The 16789-nt window shown below is 65.8% G+C and carries 14 protein-coding genes; 4 read left to right on the forward strand and 10 right to left on the reverse strand.

The window, feature by feature from the left end:
* Positions 1-195: 195 nt before the first annotated feature.
* Together J2R76_RS15760 and J2R76_RS15765 are read right to left on the reverse strand one after the other, a co-directional pair.
* Positions 196-2235 carry a hydantoinase/oxoprolinase family protein gene (locus J2R76_RS15760; protein WP_057015147.1) on the reverse strand — a complete coding sequence of 680 codons (2040 nt, stop codon included), beginning with the start codon at positions 2233-2235 and terminating at the stop codon, positions 196-198.
* 7 nt (positions 2236-2242) lie between these two features.
* Positions 2243-3895, reverse strand: a complete 1653-nt coding sequence (locus tag J2R76_RS15765; protein ID WP_057015146.1) for a hydantoinase B/oxoprolinase family protein — start codon at positions 3893-3895, stop codon at positions 2243-2245.
* Positions 3896-4161: 266 nt separating this feature from the next.
* Between J2R76_RS15765 and J2R76_RS15770 the strand changes: the two genes are divergently transcribed.
* From J2R76_RS15770 to J2R76_RS15785, 4 genes are read left to right on the forward strand one after another with little or no spacing between them, the layout of a single operon-like run.
* Positions 4162-4629 carry a DUF305 domain-containing protein gene (locus J2R76_RS15770; RefSeq protein WP_057015145.1) on the forward strand — a complete coding sequence of 156 codons (468 nt, stop codon included), beginning with the start codon at positions 4162-4164 and terminating at the stop codon, positions 4627-4629.
* A 12-nt stretch (positions 4630-4641) separates the two neighbouring features.
* Positions 4642-6099 (forward strand): YncE family protein, encoded by a 1458-nt coding sequence (locus J2R76_RS15775; protein WP_057015144.1) that lies wholly within the window; start codon positions 4642-4644, stop codon positions 6097-6099.
* Positions 6096-6623 carry an RNA polymerase sigma factor gene (locus tag J2R76_RS15780; protein ID WP_253624143.1) on the forward strand — a complete coding sequence of 176 codons (528 nt, stop codon included), beginning with the start codon at positions 6096-6098 and terminating at the stop codon, positions 6621-6623. The genes J2R76_RS15775 and J2R76_RS15780 overlap by 4 nt, the downstream gene beginning before the upstream one ends.
* Positions 6620-7384, forward strand: coding sequence for an anti-sigma factor (locus J2R76_RS15785; RefSeq protein WP_057015142.1), 765 nt, complete (start codon positions 6620-6622; stop codon positions 7382-7384). Before J2R76_RS15780 ends, J2R76_RS15785 begins: the two co-directional genes overlap by 4 nt.
* A 113-nt stretch (positions 7385-7497) precedes the next feature.
* Here J2R76_RS15785 and J2R76_RS15790 read toward each other — a convergent pair whose 3' ends face one another.
* The 8 genes from J2R76_RS15790 to J2R76_RS15825 form a co-directional block, all read right to left on the reverse strand.
* Entirely contained in the window at positions 7498-8733 is a 1236-nt protein-coding gene (locus tag J2R76_RS15790; protein ID WP_253626009.1) for an MFS transporter, read from the reverse strand.
* Positions 8734-8983: 250 nt separating this feature from the next.
* The gene (locus tag J2R76_RS15795; RefSeq protein ID WP_253624144.1) at positions 8984-9829 is read right to left on the reverse strand and encodes a CmcJ/NvfI family oxidoreductase; all 846 of its coding nucleotides are present in this window, start codon (positions 9827-9829) and stop codon (positions 8984-8986) included.
* Positions 9830-10260: 431 nt separating this feature from the next.
* Positions 10261-11202, reverse strand: a complete 942-nt coding sequence (locus J2R76_RS15800) for an ABC transporter substrate-binding protein (protein WP_141340950.1) — start codon at positions 11200-11202, stop codon at positions 10261-10263.
* A complete protein-coding gene (locus J2R76_RS15805) occupies positions 11199-12293 on the reverse strand; it encodes an LLM class flavin-dependent oxidoreductase (protein ID WP_106328824.1) in 1095 nt (364 codons plus the stop codon). The genes J2R76_RS15800 and J2R76_RS15805 overlap by 4 nt, the downstream gene beginning before the upstream one ends.
* 32 nt (positions 12294-12325) lie before the next feature.
* Positions 12326-13498 carry an acyl-CoA dehydrogenase family protein gene (locus J2R76_RS15810; protein ID WP_253624145.1) on the reverse strand — a complete coding sequence of 391 codons (1173 nt, stop codon included), beginning with the start codon at positions 13496-13498 and terminating at the stop codon, positions 12326-12328.
* Positions 13492-14289: an ABC transporter ATP-binding protein gene (locus J2R76_RS15815; protein WP_253624146.1), complete on the reverse strand. Its 798-nt coding sequence runs from the start codon at positions 14287-14289 to the stop codon at positions 13492-13494. The genes J2R76_RS15810 and J2R76_RS15815 overlap by 7 nt, the downstream gene beginning before the upstream one ends.
* On the reverse strand, positions 14283-15299 hold the full coding sequence (locus tag J2R76_RS15820) for an ABC transporter permease (protein ID WP_141340949.1): 1017 nt from the start codon (positions 15297-15299) through the stop codon (positions 14283-14285). The genes J2R76_RS15815 and J2R76_RS15820 overlap by 7 nt, the downstream gene beginning before the upstream one ends.
* On the reverse strand, positions 15277-16371 hold the full coding sequence (locus tag J2R76_RS15825; protein ID WP_253624147.1) for an ABC transporter substrate-binding protein: 1095 nt from the start codon (positions 16369-16371) through the stop codon (positions 15277-15279). The genes J2R76_RS15820 and J2R76_RS15825 overlap by 23 nt, the downstream gene beginning before the upstream one ends.
* Between the last annotated feature and the right edge of the window lie 418 nt (positions 16372-16789).

Raw genomic sequence — 16789 nt, forward strand, 5'->3', positions numbered from 1 at the left:
AGCGAAAAGCTTGGCGGCGCTATTTCCACATCGTCATGGCCGGGCTTGTCCCGGCCATCCACGTCTTTTTCGCGCGGAAACCAAGACGTGGATGCCCGGCACAAGGCCGGGCATGACGAGTCTGTGGAGGGATCGAGCGCACATGCGATATCCCTGCCCGCAAGCGGGAGAGGGAGTGCAGTTCCGACTTGACGATCAGCGCAATATTATATCGAGCCAGCCCAGCGGGTTGACCGCGACGCGATCGCCGCTGTCGACCAGGACGGTCGTGGTTTCGGCCTCAATGATCGCGGGACCGGCCAGCGCTTGGCCCGGCCCGAGATCGTCGAGCGCGTAGACCGGCACCTCGCGCCAGGCACCGAACCAGGCCTGCCGCTTGCCGCGCGGCGCGCAGGGCGCAGCCGAGCTGGCCTTTCCGGCATCACTGCTGCCGCGCGCCACCTTGCCGACGGCGGCAACGCGGGCGTTGACGAACACCACCTCCTGCCCGCGCGAGGCATAGGTGTAGAGCTCCTCGTGGCGGCGATGGAAGCGTTCCTCGATCTGCGCCACCAGGTCGGCGGCGCCGAGATCGAGCTCGCCGAGCGGCACGTCGATCTCGAACACCTGCTCGCCGTAGCGCATCTCGGCCGAGCGCTCGATGCCGATATCGCCCTTGAACCAGTCGCGCAGCCGCCCCGCCGCCTGCTCTTCCAGCCCGGCGAACAAGGCGCGAACCTCGTCGGCGGAAATCCGGCCGGTGCCGTAATGGGTGCGGCTGACCTCGTAGCGCAGATCGCTGGTCAGCATGCCCCAGGCCGAAAGCACAGAGGCGACCGTCGGCACGATGATGCGCTTGATCTCGAGCTCGCGCGCGACCTCGGCGGCGTGCATGCCGGCGGCGCCGCCGAAGCTGAGCAGCGCGAATTTGCGCGGATCGACGCCGCGGCGCAAGGTCATCAGGCGGATGCCGTCGGCCATCTTCAGATTGATCATCTTGTAGATGCCGGCGGCGGCCTCGATCCGCGACAGCTCGAGCGCTGCGGCGATCCGGTCCACCGCGGCTTCCGACGCCGCACGGTCGAGCGGCCGCGCGCCGCCCATGAAGGCGGCGGCGTCGAGATAACCGAGCACGACATTGGCATCGGTGACGGTGGCAGCCGTGCCGCCATTGCCGTAGCAGGCCGGGCCCGGCACCGAGCCCGCGCTCTCCGGCCCGACCCGCAGCGTGCGGCCGCCGTCGACGCTCGCGATCGAGCCGCCGCCGGCGGCGATGCTGGCGATGTCGAGGCTGCGCAGCGCGATGCGCTGGCCGGCGAGCATGCCATCCGCCGACAGCGAGGCCTGGCCATCTGCGATCAGCGAGATGTCGGTCGAGGTGCCGCCCATGTCGAACGGCACGAGATCGGGGATCCCGAGCATCTCGGCGCAGCGGCGGCTGCCGGAGATGCCCCCGGCCGGCCCCGACAGCACCGTGCCCGCGGCGAGCCGCGAGGCTTCCTCCACCGGCGCCATGCCGCCATGCGACAGCACGACGAACAACGAGCCCTTGAAGCCCGCCTCATGCAGGCTACGCTCCAGATTGGTGAGATAGCGTCGCACCGTCGGCGCGACGTAGGCGTTCACGATTGTGGTCGACACACGCTCATATTCCTTGATCTGCGGCAGTACGTCGCTCGAGCGCGACACGCTGACGTCGGGCAGCTCCTTCGCCAGCTGCTCGACGGCAGCAAGCTCATGCGCCGGGTTGAGATAGGCATGCAGAAAGCAGACCGCGACGGAATTCGCACCCGAACGTTTCACTTCCGCGATGACGTCGCCGAGCGCGGCGGCATCGAGCGCAACCGCAGCGCTGCCGTCGGCCTTCAGCCGCTCGCGCGCGCCAAAGCGGCGCTCGCGCGGCACCAGCGGCTCGGGCGGCGGCGTGCGCAGATCGTAGCGGTCCGGCTTCAACCCCTCGCGCATCTCGACGACGTCGCGATGACCTTCGGTGGCCAGCAGCGCAACTTTGGCGCCCTTGCGCTCGAGCAGCGCATTGGTCGCAACCGTCGTGCCGTGCACCAGGCGATCGGTCGCGGCGAGCATCGCCGCGCGCGTCACGCCGAGGCGGCGCGCCAGCTCTTCCAGTCCCGCCATCACGCCGATCGACTGATCGGCCGGCGTGGACGGCGATTTCGCGAACACGGTGCGCCCGCTTTGATCCGTCGCAACCAGGTCGGTGTAAGTGCCGCCGACGTCGACACCAATCGTATACATCGCTGCCCTACACCGCTTTCGAAACCAAACCTTGCGCAAGATCGCGCGCCCGCGCTTCCGCCGAGCGCTTCTCGGGTGGACCCCAGCCGCCGCCGCCGGAGGACCGGATCTCGAGGCAGTCGCCGGGGCGCAGCTCGATGCCGACTTCCTTCGTCTTCAACACGCGCGGCGCGCGGCCTTCCGAGAGCAGCCGGTAATGATGCGGCTCGCCGTCCTTGCCGCCGAGCATACCGCAGGGACCATGGCGCGCGCCGTCGCCGGCGGTGTTGCCCTTGGCCGGCTTCTGCGTCTCCAGCACCATGTCGAGCGCGACGCCAAGGCCGCCGCGATGCTGGCCGTCGCCGCCGGAGTCCGGCCGGAATTCGTGCTGGCGGAAATGCAGGGGAAAGCGCACCTCGGCCACCTCGATGCTGCCGAATTTGAGACCGCCGACCGAGTGCCATTCGCCGATCGACGAATAACCGTCGCCGCCCGGCGAGGCGCCGCCGCCGGGCCGAGCCTGGAACATGTGCCAGATGAAATTGCGTCCGTTGCGCGGGTCCTCACCCTGGATCGCGATGCGGAAGCGGCGCCCCCACCCGCCCATGACGCGATCTGGACAGGACGCCGACATCGCCTTGATGATGGCTTCAACGATCTCGTTGGAGGGATGGCTGGTGCACAAGGTGACGGGACGGCCGGGATCGGCCCAGACAATCGTGCCCTGCTTCGCCACCACCTTCAGCGGCCGCAGCGCGCCGGTGTTCTTCGGAATGTCGGCGTCGATCAGATAGGCAAAGGCCATCGCGACCGCTGCCTGCATGTTGGCGTGTGACGAATTGACGAAACTGGTCGACTGCGGATCGGAGCCGGTGAGATCGACCTCGATGTCGCTGCCCTTCTTGGTCACCTTGGCGGCGATCTTGATGTCGGTGCGGCCGTGGCCGTCATCGTCGAGCAGAGCTTCGCCGTAGAACACGCCGTCCTTCCAGGCGGACACCACGGCGCGGGTCTGCTGCTCGGTCGCATCGAGAATGGCCTCGATCGCGGCTTCGACCGTATCCGCGCCGAACTCGCTGAACAGTTTTGCGACACGGCGCTCGCCGAGATGCGCAGCGCCCAGCATCGCCGCGAGGTCGCCGCGGAATTCCCTGGGGTTGCGGATGTTCAAAGCCAGCAGGTCGAGCAGATCCTCGCGCGGCTTGCCGGCCTCGTAGAGCTTGATCGGCGGAATGCGGATGCCTTCCTGATAGATCTCGGTGGCGGCTGGATTGTAGGCGCCGTGGGTGGCGCCGCCGATATCGCTCTGATGCGCGCGCACGATGGTCCAGAGCAGCCGCTTGCCACTGTCGAACACCGGCACGAAGGCAGTGAGATCGGGCAGATGGCTGCCGCCCTGGTAGGGATCGTTGAGCAGGATGACGTCGCCGGGCGCGACATCCTTGAAGCGCTCCTCGACCGCCAGCGTCGCCCAGGGCAAGGCGCCGACATGAACCGGAATGTGGTCGGCCTGCGCGATCAGCCGCCCGTTGGTGTCGCAGATCGCCAGCGAGAAATCGCGGCTGGAATTGAGGATCTGCGAATACGAGGTGCGAAGCATGGCTTCGCCCATCTCCTTCACGATCGACGACAGGCGGTGCTGGACGACGGAGCGGGTGATCGGATCGATCTTGGCGGACATCTTGGCCTTCTTGGCGCGAGGACTTGCGCAGGGAGGATCGTGGAACCGGTCGATCGAAACCGGAATTCCTTCTTATAGCCAGTGGCTTGCGGATCGCAAATCGGCTGGCCCGGCCAAAACGGATCATTCCGGCGATCAGCAAGTCGTGATCGACAAGAATCTGCCTGACGAAGGAATAGAACTCACGCTGCTGCGTCCCACCCATGCAAGCCGGCCCAAGCCCGTAACCGCTCGGGCCTCCCCGACAACTCCCAGGGTGAACGCAAATGCTTCCTCGATTCCTTAAGTCCGGCCTCGCGCCGCTCGCCGGCGCCGCCCTGCTTGCTTTTGCAGCTGCGGCGGCTGCTTTCGCGCATGACGACCATCATCCGGTCCAGACCGGGCAGACGGCCGAAGAGAGCGCCTTCCTTGCTGAAAACGATACCGCGATGACCAAGATGATGAATGACATGGCGGCCAAGCCGAGCGGCGACATCGACCGCGACTTCGTCGCGATGATGCAGCCGCATCATCAGGGCGCGATCGACATGGCCGTGATCGAGCTCCGCTACGGCAAGAACGAGCAGCTGCGCCGGATCGCGCAGGAAATCATCGTCGAGCAGCAGCAGGAGATCGACGCCATGAAGCTCGCGATCGGAGATCCGGTTACGGCGTCCGCGCCCGCCCCAACACAGCAGACCCCGGCGCCTGCCGCTCACGATCATATGAACATGTCCCACGGAATGAAGAACTAGGAGCCTCAAACGATGAACCGTCAAATCCTCAAGAGCCTGCTGGCCACGACCGTGCTGGCGATGTCGAGCCCTGCTTTCGCCGGACAGGGGCCGGGCGCTGCGTCCGCGCCCGACATTCCGGTCAGCCATCACGATCGCGTCTACGCCGCCGAGCAGTTCTCCAACACGGTGTCGGTCACCGACCCGGCCGACAACAAGCTGCTCGGCGTGATCCGGCTCGGCGACCCGCAGCCGGGCAATTTCAGCCCGCTCTACAAGGGCCAGGTGCTGGTCCACGGCATGGGCTATTCGCCCGACCACCGCACCCTCGCGGTGGTCTCGATCGGTTCGAACTCGGTGAGCTTCATCGACACGGCAACCAACGCGGTCAAGCACGTCACCTATATCGGGCGGTCACCGCACGAGGCGTTCTTCACGCCCGACGGCAAGGAAGTATGGGTCACCGTGCGCGGCGAGAATTACATCTCGGTCATCGACGCGCAGAGCTTCAAGGAAACGACGCGCATCGAGGTGCCCGCGGGACCCGGCATGCAGATCTTCTCGCCCGACGGCAAGTACGGCTACATCTGTTCGTCGTTCAATCCGGAGACCGACGTGGTCTCGGTCGCAGACCATCAGATCGTCGCCAAGGTGAAGCAGGAAAGCCCGTTCTGCCCGAACATCGCGGCGTCGCCCGATGGCGACCAGGTCTGGTTCACGCTGAAGGATGTCGGCAGGACGCAGGTGTTCAACGCCAAGCCGCCGTTCAACCTGATCAAGACCATCGACAGCGGCCCGATCACCAACCACGTCAATTTCGCCAGGACCTCAAAGGGGACCTTCGCCTATGTGACCATCGGCGGCACCAACGAGGTCAAGGTGTTCCGAACCGACGATTTCTCGCAAGTCGCGACCATTCCCGTCGGCAATCTGCCGCACGGCGTCTGGCCGTCCGGCGACGGCACGCGGGTCTATGTCGGTCTCGAAAATGCCGACGCGCTGGCCGCGATCGACACCGCGACCAACAAGGTGATCGCCAACATCCCGATCGGCCAGGCGCCGCAGGCGATCGTCTATGTGCCGAACGCCGCGCCAAATCCGGAAGATCGCCAGAACCTGCAAGCCCTCGGCGTCGCCGGCCAGGCCGCTCACCTCGCGCTCGCACCGAAAAAGCAAGCCAAGGGCGAGAAGCCGCCGACCAGCGTATCGCTGTTCGATCAAGGGCTGATCCAGGTGCTGCAGGCTTCCGTGACCGGGCTCGAGCCGAAGCAGCGCTACGTGCTGGGATTGGCCGAACACGCTGACGGTGGCGGCATGGTGGAGCCGCTGGCAGCCTTCATGACCAATCCGGCCGGCTCCGCGATCGTCAACGCGGCCGGTCCGATCCGGCAGATCGTGCAGAGCGCGGCCAGGGCGGAGCGACGCTACCTCGTCATCGCAGCCGGCGAGCCGGCGAAACTCGGCGCGGTCGTGCAGGTACAAGCGCCATGAGCGACATGCTGCACCTGGTCGAGCCGCTGATACCCGCCTTGCGGCGTTATGCGCGGGCCCTGGTCCGCGATCACGCCGCGGCCGACGACCTGGTGCAGGACTGCCTGGAACGCGCCGTCATCCACTGGGAGCAGCGGCGGTCGGACAATCCGCGCCCGTGGCTGTTCGCGATCCTGCATAATCTCGCCATCAACCAGTTTCGCCGCGCAACGGTGCGCGGCGTTCATGTCGCGATCGACGAAACCAACGAGGGTTCGTTCGGCCAGGAAGCGGCGCAGGAGCACAAGGTGATGTATCGCGACGTCATGGCGAAGCTCACCAGGCTTCCGCATGACCAGCGTGCGGTGCTGCTGCTCGTCGGCGTTGAGGATTTGTCCCACGCCGATGCCGCGAAGGTGCTTGGGGTGCCCATTGGCACGGTGATGTCACGCCTCGCGCGCGCCCGCGAGCGGCTGCATCACGAACTGGAGGGGACTCCCGGCGACCGGGATCATAATGTCGTGCAATTGCGGAACAAGACATGAGTAACCGACCCATTACAGAAGACGATCTGCACGCCTATGTCGATCGCGCGCTCGAGCCGGAACGCGAGGCCGAGGTCCGCGCCTATCTGGACAAGCATCCGGACGTGGCCAAGCGCATCGCCGCCTACTCCGATGAGCGTAACCTCTTGCGATCGGCGCTGCTGCCGATCGCCGAGGAGCCGCTGCCGCCGCGGCTCAACCTCGCCAGAATGATCGAGAGCCCGCGCCGCCGCCCCTCGTCGTTGCGCTGGGCCATCGCAGCGATGCTGATGCTCTCGATCGGCGGCCTCGGTGGATGGATGATCCGCGGCGTAACGCTTGCGCCGGCCGGCGGGCTCGCAGCGCTTGCCGAGGAGGCAAACGATTCCTACAGAGTGTACGCCTCCGATCATACGCGGCCGGTCGAGTTGCGCGACAGCACCGAGCTTGTGCAATGGGTCTCCAACCGGTTGCATCAACCGGTCAAGCTGCCGGATCTCACCAAGTCGGGATATCGCTTGATGGGCGGACGGGTAGTGCCGACCGCACATGGTCCTGCGGCCATGTTCATGTACGACGACGATCGCGGCGAGCGGCTTGTGGTTCTCACCCGCCCGATGACGTCAGACCAGAACGCGCCGATGGCGGCGCATTCGGGTGGCGATGTCGCGGGCTTCTCGTGGGCCGACGGCGGTACGGGCTACTCCCTGGTGGGGCCGCGCGGGGGCGATTCCCTGCGGCCGCTTGCCAACGAGATTCGCAAGCAGGCGCAGACGATCTGATCGGAACGGCGCGCTAAAGCATGATCCGGAAAAGTGCGAGCGGTTTTCCGAAAAGATCATGCTCAAACAAAGAGCCAAGGCGCGATGACGATTCAACCCAATCTCATCGCGCTTTAGGGCCTGGTGTAGACCAGGAACAGCACGGTCCCGATCACCAGAGCGCCGGCGATGAACAGCAGCACCGCGGGCAGCCCGAACAGCGCCGCGACGCCGGCGGTGCTCGATTGCAGCAGCGCTGCGCCAAGGAAGAACGCGAGATTGACCGAGGACAGCGCCTTGCCGGTGTTCTGTGCGGCGACAAGCTGCCGCGTCATGCCGTAGATCAGCGGCTGCGCCGACGTCGCAAGCCCGATCAGGATCAACAGCACCAAGTCATATTGCGTCGGCATCACGGCAACCCCGAAGAAGTTCGAGACCGGGAAATGCGGCGCACCGGCCGCCATCAAGACGAGCAGCAGCGCGGCGATGGCGTGCGTCACCGCCACCATGGCACGGCGGTGCCCGAACTTGCGATCGAAAGCGCCGATGCAGGCTGGGCCGACGATCATCGCCAGCGTGAACAGGCCGAGCACATTGCCGGCCTCGATCCGGCTCAGCCCTTTCTCGTCCATCAGCCACGGGCCGCCCCACAAGCCGCGCAAGGTCAGCGACGCGCCGAGCGACACCAGCGACAGCGCGATCAGGCCGCGCAGGCCGCGCGACATGCCGAGCCGCAGTACCTCGGCCATCTGGTGCAGCGGCGAGGAATCATCCGCATGCGCCGCCGGCTGCCGCGGCACCAGCGCGAACACCGCGATCAGCACGACAATGCCGAAGCCGGCCGAAACCCAGAAACCGGCGCGCCAGCCGAACTGATCGACCACGAACGCCAGCGGGCTTGCCGACAGCAGCATGCCGATATTGCCGATTGAGAGGATCAGGCCGGACCACAGGCCGAACTTCGCCGCCGACATCTGTTTCGCCGCGAGCGTCATCGGGCACATCAGCATGCCCGAAGTGGCGACGCCGAGCATGAGCTGGCCGAGCACAAAGCTCGCAGGCCCCGTCGCCAGCGCCGAGACCAGCGTTCCGATCACGGTACCGGCGAGCAGGCTCAGCGACACCGGCCGCACGCCGAAACGATCCATCGCGGCGCCGACCGGGATTTGCGAGGCGGCAAAGGAGAAATGATAGATCGAGGTGAGGCTCGCGAGCGCCTGCGGCGAGGTGCCGAAATCCGACGCCATCAGATCGAGGCTGATCGCCGGGATGGTCCGCAGCAGCGTCGACAGCATGTGGCCGGAGGCCAATGCCAGAAGTGCAAGCACCAGGGCGCGGAACCCGATCCCCGCCTCTTCCTTCGTCACCACGCCGTCCACGAATCGCCTCTTCCCCGAGCGGTTTGGCGACGGGCGTAACATTATTGGGCGGAGGGTGCCAATCGGTTAGCCCTCTCCCCGTTCTTCACGGGGTCGAGACGAGCGAAGCTCGCTCTAAAGGGTTGGGTGAGGGGCTGCACCCGCGAACACGGTGACAATTGGATGTGCGGAGACTCCCCCTCACCCGGAACGCATCTAACGATGCGTTCCGACCTCTCCCCGCACGCGGGGCGAGGTGACTTCACTGCTTATGGAACACCAGCGTGCGCAGCTCGATGCTCTCGCGCGGCGCGGCATCCGCCGGCGTGGTCGGATCGACGAACGCCGTATGCGGCCCGAACCGCGTGCGACCGTCGGTCGCCGAGTCGTAGCATTTCAGCAGGATCGCCTCGTCCGGCGTCATCTCGGGAATGTAGAACCAGCGGTGGTTCGGATTGTACTTCACCGAGTAGGTCTCGCCGCTGCGGTTCGGATAGATCAGGTCCGAAGCAATCAAATCCTCCGGCGCGACCGTGGTGCCGTCGGCCATCGCCAGCGGTGAATCCCGCAGGGGACCGCGGATCGGGCGCCACAGGTTGATCACCTGGACACGGCCCTTGACCAGCTGCTCGGCCTCGTCGGGCAGGTGCTCGAACACCCGGTTGCGGCCGGAGACGGCGGTCTGGTCGACATGGACACGGGTCGCCGGCTGGCGCGGACCACCGCCGCGGATGTCAGCCGCGCCCTCGACGCGCTTGCGCACGGTGTGATCGAAGATGACAACGCGATCCGCCTTCAGCGTCGCCTTCAGGAAGGCTTCGACGGCGGGATAGTAGACGTTGCGGACTTCGTTCTCGTCGTAATAGTCCTTGACGCTGGTCGGATGCTTGACCAGCGCAAAGCCCTCGCGATCGAGCGAGAAGCTGTCGGCGATCAAACGCCCGTCAAATATCGGAACATTGTGGGCTTCGGGCAGCGCGGTGGATTTGGGTTCGCCGGGCGGCGGATCGAAGGCGTAGGTCCGGGGCTTGCCCGGCGTCGGCGCGAGATAATTCAGTTCAGCGGTCACAAACGGCAGCGACTCGACGCGAGTTTGTTGAAGGCCCATGGTGATCTCCCGGACTCGATTGTTCGTCTGATTGATCTTGGCGGCGCCGGGCGGGGTGGCAAGGTCGTGGCGAAAATAGCAACGTTGCGGTTTTGGAATGTGCCAAACGGGGAAAATCCTTGCCGCGCGGCAGCCGGCGGACGAATGGATGTTTTGAATCACGGGTTCGTTAGCGGTGCAATAGTGCGGAGCTGAATCGCTTCCGCGCAGACGGTCCACATCTCCCGCCCGCAGGGCCGCCGCAGGTGCGCCGGCAAAATATCGAAAACAACCCCATGCAAAGGACCTCGCGGCTGCCGGCCTTCGACAGGGCAGCTTGACACGTCGGGCAAATCAGGGATATTTTTCCAATATTCCGAAATCGTGCGAGCACCCGCCGTCCTGGCGAAAGCCAGGACGACGTTGAATGTTTGGTGTCGCTTGCAAATTGCCTACAGTCCCGCGCCCTTCCCGACGGCCGCACCAAACGAGCGGTCGACGATGTCGGCGGCGTTGATCTTCTGCCGGATCAGGCCCCAGCGGTCGTAGAGGTCGATGGTCTTCTGCTCGTCGGCGACCACGCTGTCGTCGATCGGCGCGATGCGGATCTTGGCCCGCGTCAGCCAGTTCACCGCCACCGCGGGCGGGATGTTCATCAGCCTGCCCCAGGTCGCAGCGTAGCCCTCGACATTGTTCTGCGACCATGCGCGCGCCGCGGCGAGGCGACGCACGAAATCCTCGAGCTCGGCGCGCTTGCCCTTGATCGCATCGGGCGTTGCGACCTGGAAGCCGAGGCCGGGCGTGATGCCGTCAGCCGTGATGACGCGGCGCGACTTGAACAGCACCTCTTCCTGGCTCACATAAGGCTCCCAGGTCGACCAGGCGTCGACCGAACCTTGCGTGTAGGCGACCTTGGCATCCGACGGCGCGAGGAACACGATCTGCACGTCGTTCGCCTGCCAACCCCTGGATTCCAGCGCCGCCAGGATCAGCTGATGGCCGATCGAGCCGCGGCCGGTTGCGATCTTCTTGCCGCGCAGATCGTCGAAGCTCTTGATCGCGGAGTTCTCCGGCACCACGACCGCGAGCCCGTCGCGCGACTGCCGCACCGCGGCGATCGCCTTGACCGGAATTTTGGCGGCCGCCGCGAAGGTGAACGGCGCGTCGCCGACCAGCCCGGTATCGATCGCGCCTGCGCCCAGGGCCTCCAGCAGCGGCGCGGCTGCGGCGAACTCCTTCCACTCGATCTTGTAGGGAACGTCCTTGAGCACACCGGCCGCTTCCATCACGGCCTGCGAATTGCCCTTCTGGTCGCCGACGCGCAGCGTGGTCTGCGCGAAGGCCGCGTCGACGGCGACGAGCGCAAGCACTGCCGCAACAATGAGACGGATCATTCGGCGGCAATCCCCCGCTGCTGGTCGCGCGCTTCGATCAGCTTGCGGGTCAGCGGGATCAGCGCCCGGCCATAATCGATCGCATCGACCAGCGGGTCGAAGCCGCGGATCAGGAAGTGGCTGACGCCGAGATCGTAATAATCGCCGAATACCTCGGCGACCTGCTCGGGTGTGCCGACCAGCGCGGTGGTATTGCTGTTGGCGCCCGTCAGTTTGGCGATCTCGGTCCACAGCCGCTTGTCGATGCGCGTACCCTGATCGGCGAGCGCCAGCAGCCGCTTGGCGCCGTCGGTCGCGTGGTTGGGACGGCGATAGCCGGTCTGGTCCTGCAGCGCGGTGGCGCGCTCGAGGATATGTTCCGCCTTCTTCCACGCCTTCTCTTCGGTGTCGGCGAGGATCGGCCGCACCGACAGACTGAAGCGCGGCGTCGGCCTTCCGTGCCTGGCCGCGGCGGCGCGCACCCGCGCGGTGACGTCGCGCACCTGCGCGTAGGACTCGCCCCACAGCGCGAAAGTATCGGCGTGCTTGCCCGCGACCTCGACCGCGGCGTCCGAGCCGCCGCCGACGAAGGTGTAGATGCCGCCCTTCTGCAACGGCTTCACCTGCGAGAAGCCGTTCTCGACGTTGTAATACTTGCCGCTGTAGTTGAACGGCTTCTCGCTGGTCCACTCCAGCCGCACCACGTCGAGGAATTCGCTGGTGCGGGCGTAGCGCTCGTCCTTGTCGTCGAGCGTGTTGCCGTCCTGGCGCAGCTCGATGGCGTTGCCGCCCGTGATGACGTGCAGCGAGACGCGGCCGCCGTAGAACTGATCCAGCGTCGCGAGCTGGCGCGCCAGCAGCGTCGGCGCGGTGAAGCCCGGTCGCTGCGCGATCATCACCTTGAGCTGCTTGGTGATGGTCAGGACATGCTGCGCGACCTGCAACGCATCCGGCGTGGTGGAATGGAACGCCAGCAGCGCGCGATCGAATCCGGCGAGCTCATGCGCCTTGGCCACCGTCTCGATATAGGGTGGATCGAGCACCGGGCCTGAGCGGACGATGGTCTCGGAGGCATTGTTGTTGGTGATGAAGCCGATGAACTCGACCGGCATAACGGGAACTCCGTTGTTGTTGGCTGTTGTTTTCAGACGCCCAGCGCGGAGCGTCCGGCGGAGACACGGGTGGCATCGTCTTGCGGGGTATGGACGCGGCCGCACAGCACGTCACGGTAATGCCGCTCCAGCGGATTGGTGCGCGACAGGCCGTGATTGCTGGTCAGCGACAAGGCATCCTCCACCACTGCCGCGGCGTTATTGGTCACCGTCAGCTTGATGATGTTAGACTCGATCGCGGACAGCGGGAAGCCGTTATCGAAATCGGCGGCGAAGCTGTCGATCAGGCGGGCATTGACCGCAAGCCGCGCCTCGATCGCGCCGACGACCTCCTGCATCCGCGGCAAGGTCGCGAGCGCCGCGCCGAGATTGGCGGGCACCCGCTGCTTCAGGAATGTGACCAGCCAATCGCGGGCCGCGCGGGCGATGCCGTCATAGATCGCGGCGACGAAGATCGCATGCACGGTCGCCTGGGTAACGTCAGGAACCTTCCAGTCGTCGGGCGTGCGCACGTCGATCTCGTAATCCAGCGGAAACACGACGTCGTCGAAGATCACGGTGTGGCTGCCGCTGGCGCGCAGGCCGAGATGGTCCCAGGTCTCCTCGATCCGCGTTCCCGGCAGACCGGCGGGAACCAGAAACAAGCCGACACGGGTCTCCTGCTCGTCGGTCTTCGCCCAGACCGAATACCATTTCAGGATCGGCGCGCCGGTCGAATAGATCTTCTTGCCGGTCAGCCGCCAGCCGGTCTCGGTGCGGCGCGCCGTCGTCGCCGGCAGGCCACCGCGCGCGGGCGAGCCGAGCTCGGGCTCGACGCGCAATGCGTTGATCAGCGCCACGCCTTCGACCGTTTCCTTGGCGAGCTTGCGCGACAGCCGGCCCGGCCAGCGCGTGCTGCGCGCCATCACCAGATGCTGGATGTAATGCATCGACAGCACCAGCGCGGTCGACGGATCGGCCTTGCCGATGATGCCGAGCACGCGCGTGGCGTCGCGGGCGCCCGCTCCGCCGCCGCCGAGCGCCGCCGGCACGGTCAGCGCCAGCAGGCCCTCGCGCGACAGATCGGCGAAATTCTCGAACGGAAAGCTGGCGTCGCGGTCATGCGCCGGTGCACGCGCCGCAAACACGTCGGCGAGCCGCAACGCGCGCGCGATGTGCTCCGGCCCGTCCGCCGGATGCAGCTCCCTCGCCGCAGATCTCACCATGTCGCCTCCAGTCCGAGCAGGCCGAGAATCTGCTTGCGCAGCTCAGCCAGATAAGGGTCGCCGCGATGCCGCGGATACGGCCGGGCGACAGCAATGTCCGCCTTGATCCGCGCCGGCCGATCGGAGAGCACGATGACGCGGTTGGCGAGCACCAGCGCCTCCTCGACGTCATGGGTGACCAACAGCGTGGTGAAGCCTTTGCGCTGCCACAGCGCGACGAGTTCTGACTGCATGGCGATCCGCGTCAGCGAATCGAGCTTGCCGAGCGGCTCATCGAGCACCAGGATCTTCGGATCGTTGACCAGCGCGCGCGCCAGCGCCACGCGCTGCGCCATGCCGCCGGACAGCTGGTGCGGATAAGCGTTGCGGAACGAGGACAGGCCGACCAGCTCGATGACGTCATCGACGCGGTGGCGCTGCGCCTTCAGAATGCCCTGCGCTTCGAGGCCAAGCGCAACATTGTCCCACACCGTGCGCCACGGAAACAGCGTCGGGTCCTGGAACACGACAACCCGCGACGGATGCGGTCCGGCGATGCGGACTTCATCCTCGCGCAGCGTGCCCGCGCGCGGCTTCTCCAGCCCGGCCACCAGCCGCAGCAAGGTCGACTTGCCGCAGCCGGACGGGCCGAGCAGCGCGACGAACTCGCCCGGCGCGATCGCGAGGTTGACATTGTCGAGCACCGGCAGCGTGGCGCCATCGATATCGAAGGCGTGGCTGACGCCTTCGATATCGAGCTCGGCGCCGACCGCCAGATAGGTGATCGCCTCAGCTGCGGACTGCGCTACCATTTGACGACGCCCTTCTGCCAGACCAGCAGGCGGTCGCGGGTGCGGAACAAGAGCGTGATCGCGCCGGAGCAGAGCAGCGACATCACGATCAGCGCCGCATACATGTTGGCATACGCCGCCCAGCCCTGCGCCCATTGCAGGTACCAGCCGAGCCCGGCCTTGACGCCGATCATCTCGGCGACGACGAGCACCGCGAAGGACGAGCCGAGCCCCATGAACAGGCCGACGAACACATGCGGCAGCGCGGCGGGGATCGCGACCTTCAGCACCAGGAATGACGGTTTTGCGCCGAGCGTGCGCGCGACGTCGTAATAGGCGCTGCTGACGCTCGCGACGCCCGACCAGGTCAGGACCGTCACCGGAAAGCCGGTGGCAAGCGCGATCAGGAAGGTCGAGGCGCTCCAGCTCGACGGAAAGGTGAAGAAAGCGATCGGCAGCCAGGCGGTGGCCGGCAGCGGGCCGATGAAGCGCAGCACCGGATGCACCCAGTAACCGATCTTCTGCGACCAGCCGATCGAGACACCGGTGATAAAGCCGACGGTTGCGCCGATGATGTAGCCGCCGAGCTGCAGCTTGATCGAGGCGAACACGCTATCGAGCAGTTTCGGCAGATCGTCGGTATAGACCTCGAGGATCGACTGCGGCGGCGGGAAGAACGGCAGCGGCAGCCAAGCGAACTTTGCGGTGGCCACCTCCCACAACGTCACGAAGGCGCCGAACGCCACCAGCCATGGCGCGCGCTTGCGCAACGCCTGCCCGGCGCCGCCGAGATAATCCGCGCTGAATGTGCCGAACAGGATGAACGCGGCGATGACGATCGCGCCGATGCCGAGCGATCCGGTCCGCGACCAGTCGCCGACATCGGGCCAATAAAGGCATGAGAGGCCGAATGCGAGCCAGACGAGGCTCGCCGCAAGGCCGACACCGTAACTGCCGGAGAGGTTCGAGAACGTGACCGCCGCACGCGGCGCGGCCGCGGCCGTCGCGTCAGACACTGAATACGTCGACATAGATCCGCTCCGCGAATTTGGCCGTGTCGGTGCTCTGCTTGAACACCTGCACCGTCTTGAGGTCGTCGGCGTAGCCCTTCAGCTCGCGCTTGAGCACCTCGCCGGTCGGATGATGGTGATGGGTGTGGTAGCGCGCCATTGCCTCGAGATCGGCGAGGCTCGCCGCCTTCGGCGCATAGGGCTGGAACGACTTCGCCGCCTTGTCCGGGTTCTGCGAGGTGAACATCGCGGCGTCGAGCAGCGCCTGGGTGATGGCGCGCGCGACTTGAGGCTCCTCGCGCACCAGGCTGCCGCGCAGGCCGACGATGCAGCAGCTCTTGTCGCGATATTCGCCGTCGAGGTTGGAGGCGACCTCCTTGTACTGCGCATCCTTCAGCCAAAGATAGGCCAGCGGGTCCGACGACAGGAAGGCCTGCACCTCGCCCTTCTCGACCGCGACATTGAGCAGATTGCCGGGATAGGCGCGCCAGTCGACGTCCTTGATCGGGTCGATGCCGAGCTTGGCAAGCTGGATCGAGAAGAAATTCTTGTCGGGACCGGCGAGATCGCCGACCGCGACGATCTTGCCCTTGAGATCGGCGAGCTTGTCGACCCCGGAATTAGTTCGGGTCAAGACGCGCATGCAGCCGCCATGGGTGCCGGCAGCGATCTTGACGTCAAAGCCCTGCTCCAGCGGCTTCAGCCAGCGCAGCGCCATGCCGAGACCGGCGTCGCTCTTGCCGGTGGCGATCGCCTCCAGCAGCTGGTCGGTCGAGCCCGAATAGTTGACCAGCTCGACGTCGAGATTCTGTTTCTGGAAGAAGCCGTGGTCGATCGCGACCGGCAGCGGCGCAAGGCAGACCGCGCCGGCGTTCCAGGACAGCTTCAGCTTGCGCGGCGCGCCGGTCAAAGCCGGTGCATCGGATGCGGTCTTGCAGACCGGGAATTCCGAGAAGTCGATCGCCGGCGTGACCGCCCGCGGCGCGAACGCCTGCGCACTATACGCCCCGATCGGCGCGGCAAAGGCCGCGGCGGCGCCCGCACGCAGCAATGTGCGGCGATCCATCACCGTCTTCTTGTTATCCGTCGACATCTTCACTCCTGCATTTCGGCAAGGCTCCGCCCCGCGCGCAAAACGTCTCCGTTTGAACGCCCCGTCGTTCGAAGCACATGGTTCAGAAAAAAGCGGATTTCTCCGGCGCGATTGCACTCAAAGCAACATGCAAATGATGCGGCGCGACAAGATCATCGTCAATGAAATGGAATTTCGAATGTTGTCGGCGCCACAGCTGAACTCTCCACGATCGCATCGCGCGGCGATGAAAGGATTTTCACGATCGTCCCAGACGGAGATGCGGCGCGATCACCCGTGACTGCATCAAATCTAGGCGTTTTGCGGCCGCATGCGCGATGTCTTCTACGCGCGGCCTGCTTGACGAGATCATCCTTGCCACGCAGCCGGCGAATTCAGATTTCCGTTTCGTTGACGGCGAACGGCTTGCTCATAGACT

The organism is Bradyrhizobium sp. USDA 4532, assembly GCF_024171315.1.
GTDB classification, from domain to species: domain Bacteria; phylum Pseudomonadota; class Alphaproteobacteria; order Rhizobiales; family Xanthobacteraceae; genus Bradyrhizobium; species Bradyrhizobium australafricanum.

What these genes read in the sequence shown, in the direction of transcription:
- J2R76_RS15760 (WP_057015147.1), bottom strand. Translation starts at nt 2,235, where the DNA reads ATGTATACGATTGGTGTCGACGTCGGCGGCACTTACACCGACCTGGTT.
- J2R76_RS15765 (WP_057015146.1), bottom strand. Translation starts at nt 3,895, where the DNA reads ATGTCCGCCAAGATCGATCCGATCACCCGCTCCGTCGTCCAGCACCGC.
- J2R76_RS15770 (WP_057015145.1), top strand. Translation starts at nt 4,162, where the DNA reads ATGCTTCCTCGATTCCTTAAGTCCGGCCTCGCGCCGCTCGCCGGCGCC.
- J2R76_RS15775 (WP_057015144.1), top strand. Translation starts at nt 4,642, where the DNA reads ATGAACCGTCAAATCCTCAAGAGCCTGCTGGCCACGACCGTGCTGGCG.
- J2R76_RS15780 (WP_253624143.1), top strand. Translation starts at nt 6,096, where the DNA reads ATGAGCGACATGCTGCACCTGGTCGAGCCGCTGATACCCGCCTTGCGG.
- J2R76_RS15785 (WP_057015142.1), top strand. Translation starts at nt 6,620, where the DNA reads ATGAGTAACCGACCCATTACAGAAGACGATCTGCACGCCTATGTCGAT.
- J2R76_RS15795 (WP_253624144.1), bottom strand. Translation starts at nt 9,829, where the DNA reads ATGGGCCTTCAACAAACTCGCGTCGAGTCGCTGCCGTTTGTGACCGCT.
- J2R76_RS15800 (WP_141340950.1), bottom strand. Translation starts at nt 11,202, where the DNA reads ATGATCCGTCTCATTGTTGCGGCAGTGCTTGCGCTCGTCGCCGTCGAC.
- J2R76_RS15805 (WP_106328824.1), bottom strand. Translation starts at nt 12,293, where the DNA reads ATGCCGGTCGAGTTCATCGGCTTCATCACCAACAACAATGCCTCCGAG.
- J2R76_RS15810 (WP_253624145.1), bottom strand. Translation starts at nt 13,498, where the DNA reads ATGGTGAGATCTGCGGCGAGGGAGCTGCATCCGGCGGACGGGCCGGAG.
- J2R76_RS15815 (WP_253624146.1), bottom strand. Translation starts at nt 14,289, where the DNA reads ATGGTAGCGCAGTCCGCAGCTGAGGCGATCACCTATCTGGCGGTCGGC.
- J2R76_RS15820 (WP_141340949.1), bottom strand. Translation starts at nt 15,299, where the DNA reads ATGTCGACGTATTCAGTGTCTGACGCGACGGCCGCGGCCGCGCCGCGT.
- J2R76_RS15825 (WP_253624147.1), bottom strand. Translation starts at nt 16,371, where the DNA reads ATGTCGACGGATAACAAGAAGACGGTGATGGATCGCCGCACATTGCTG.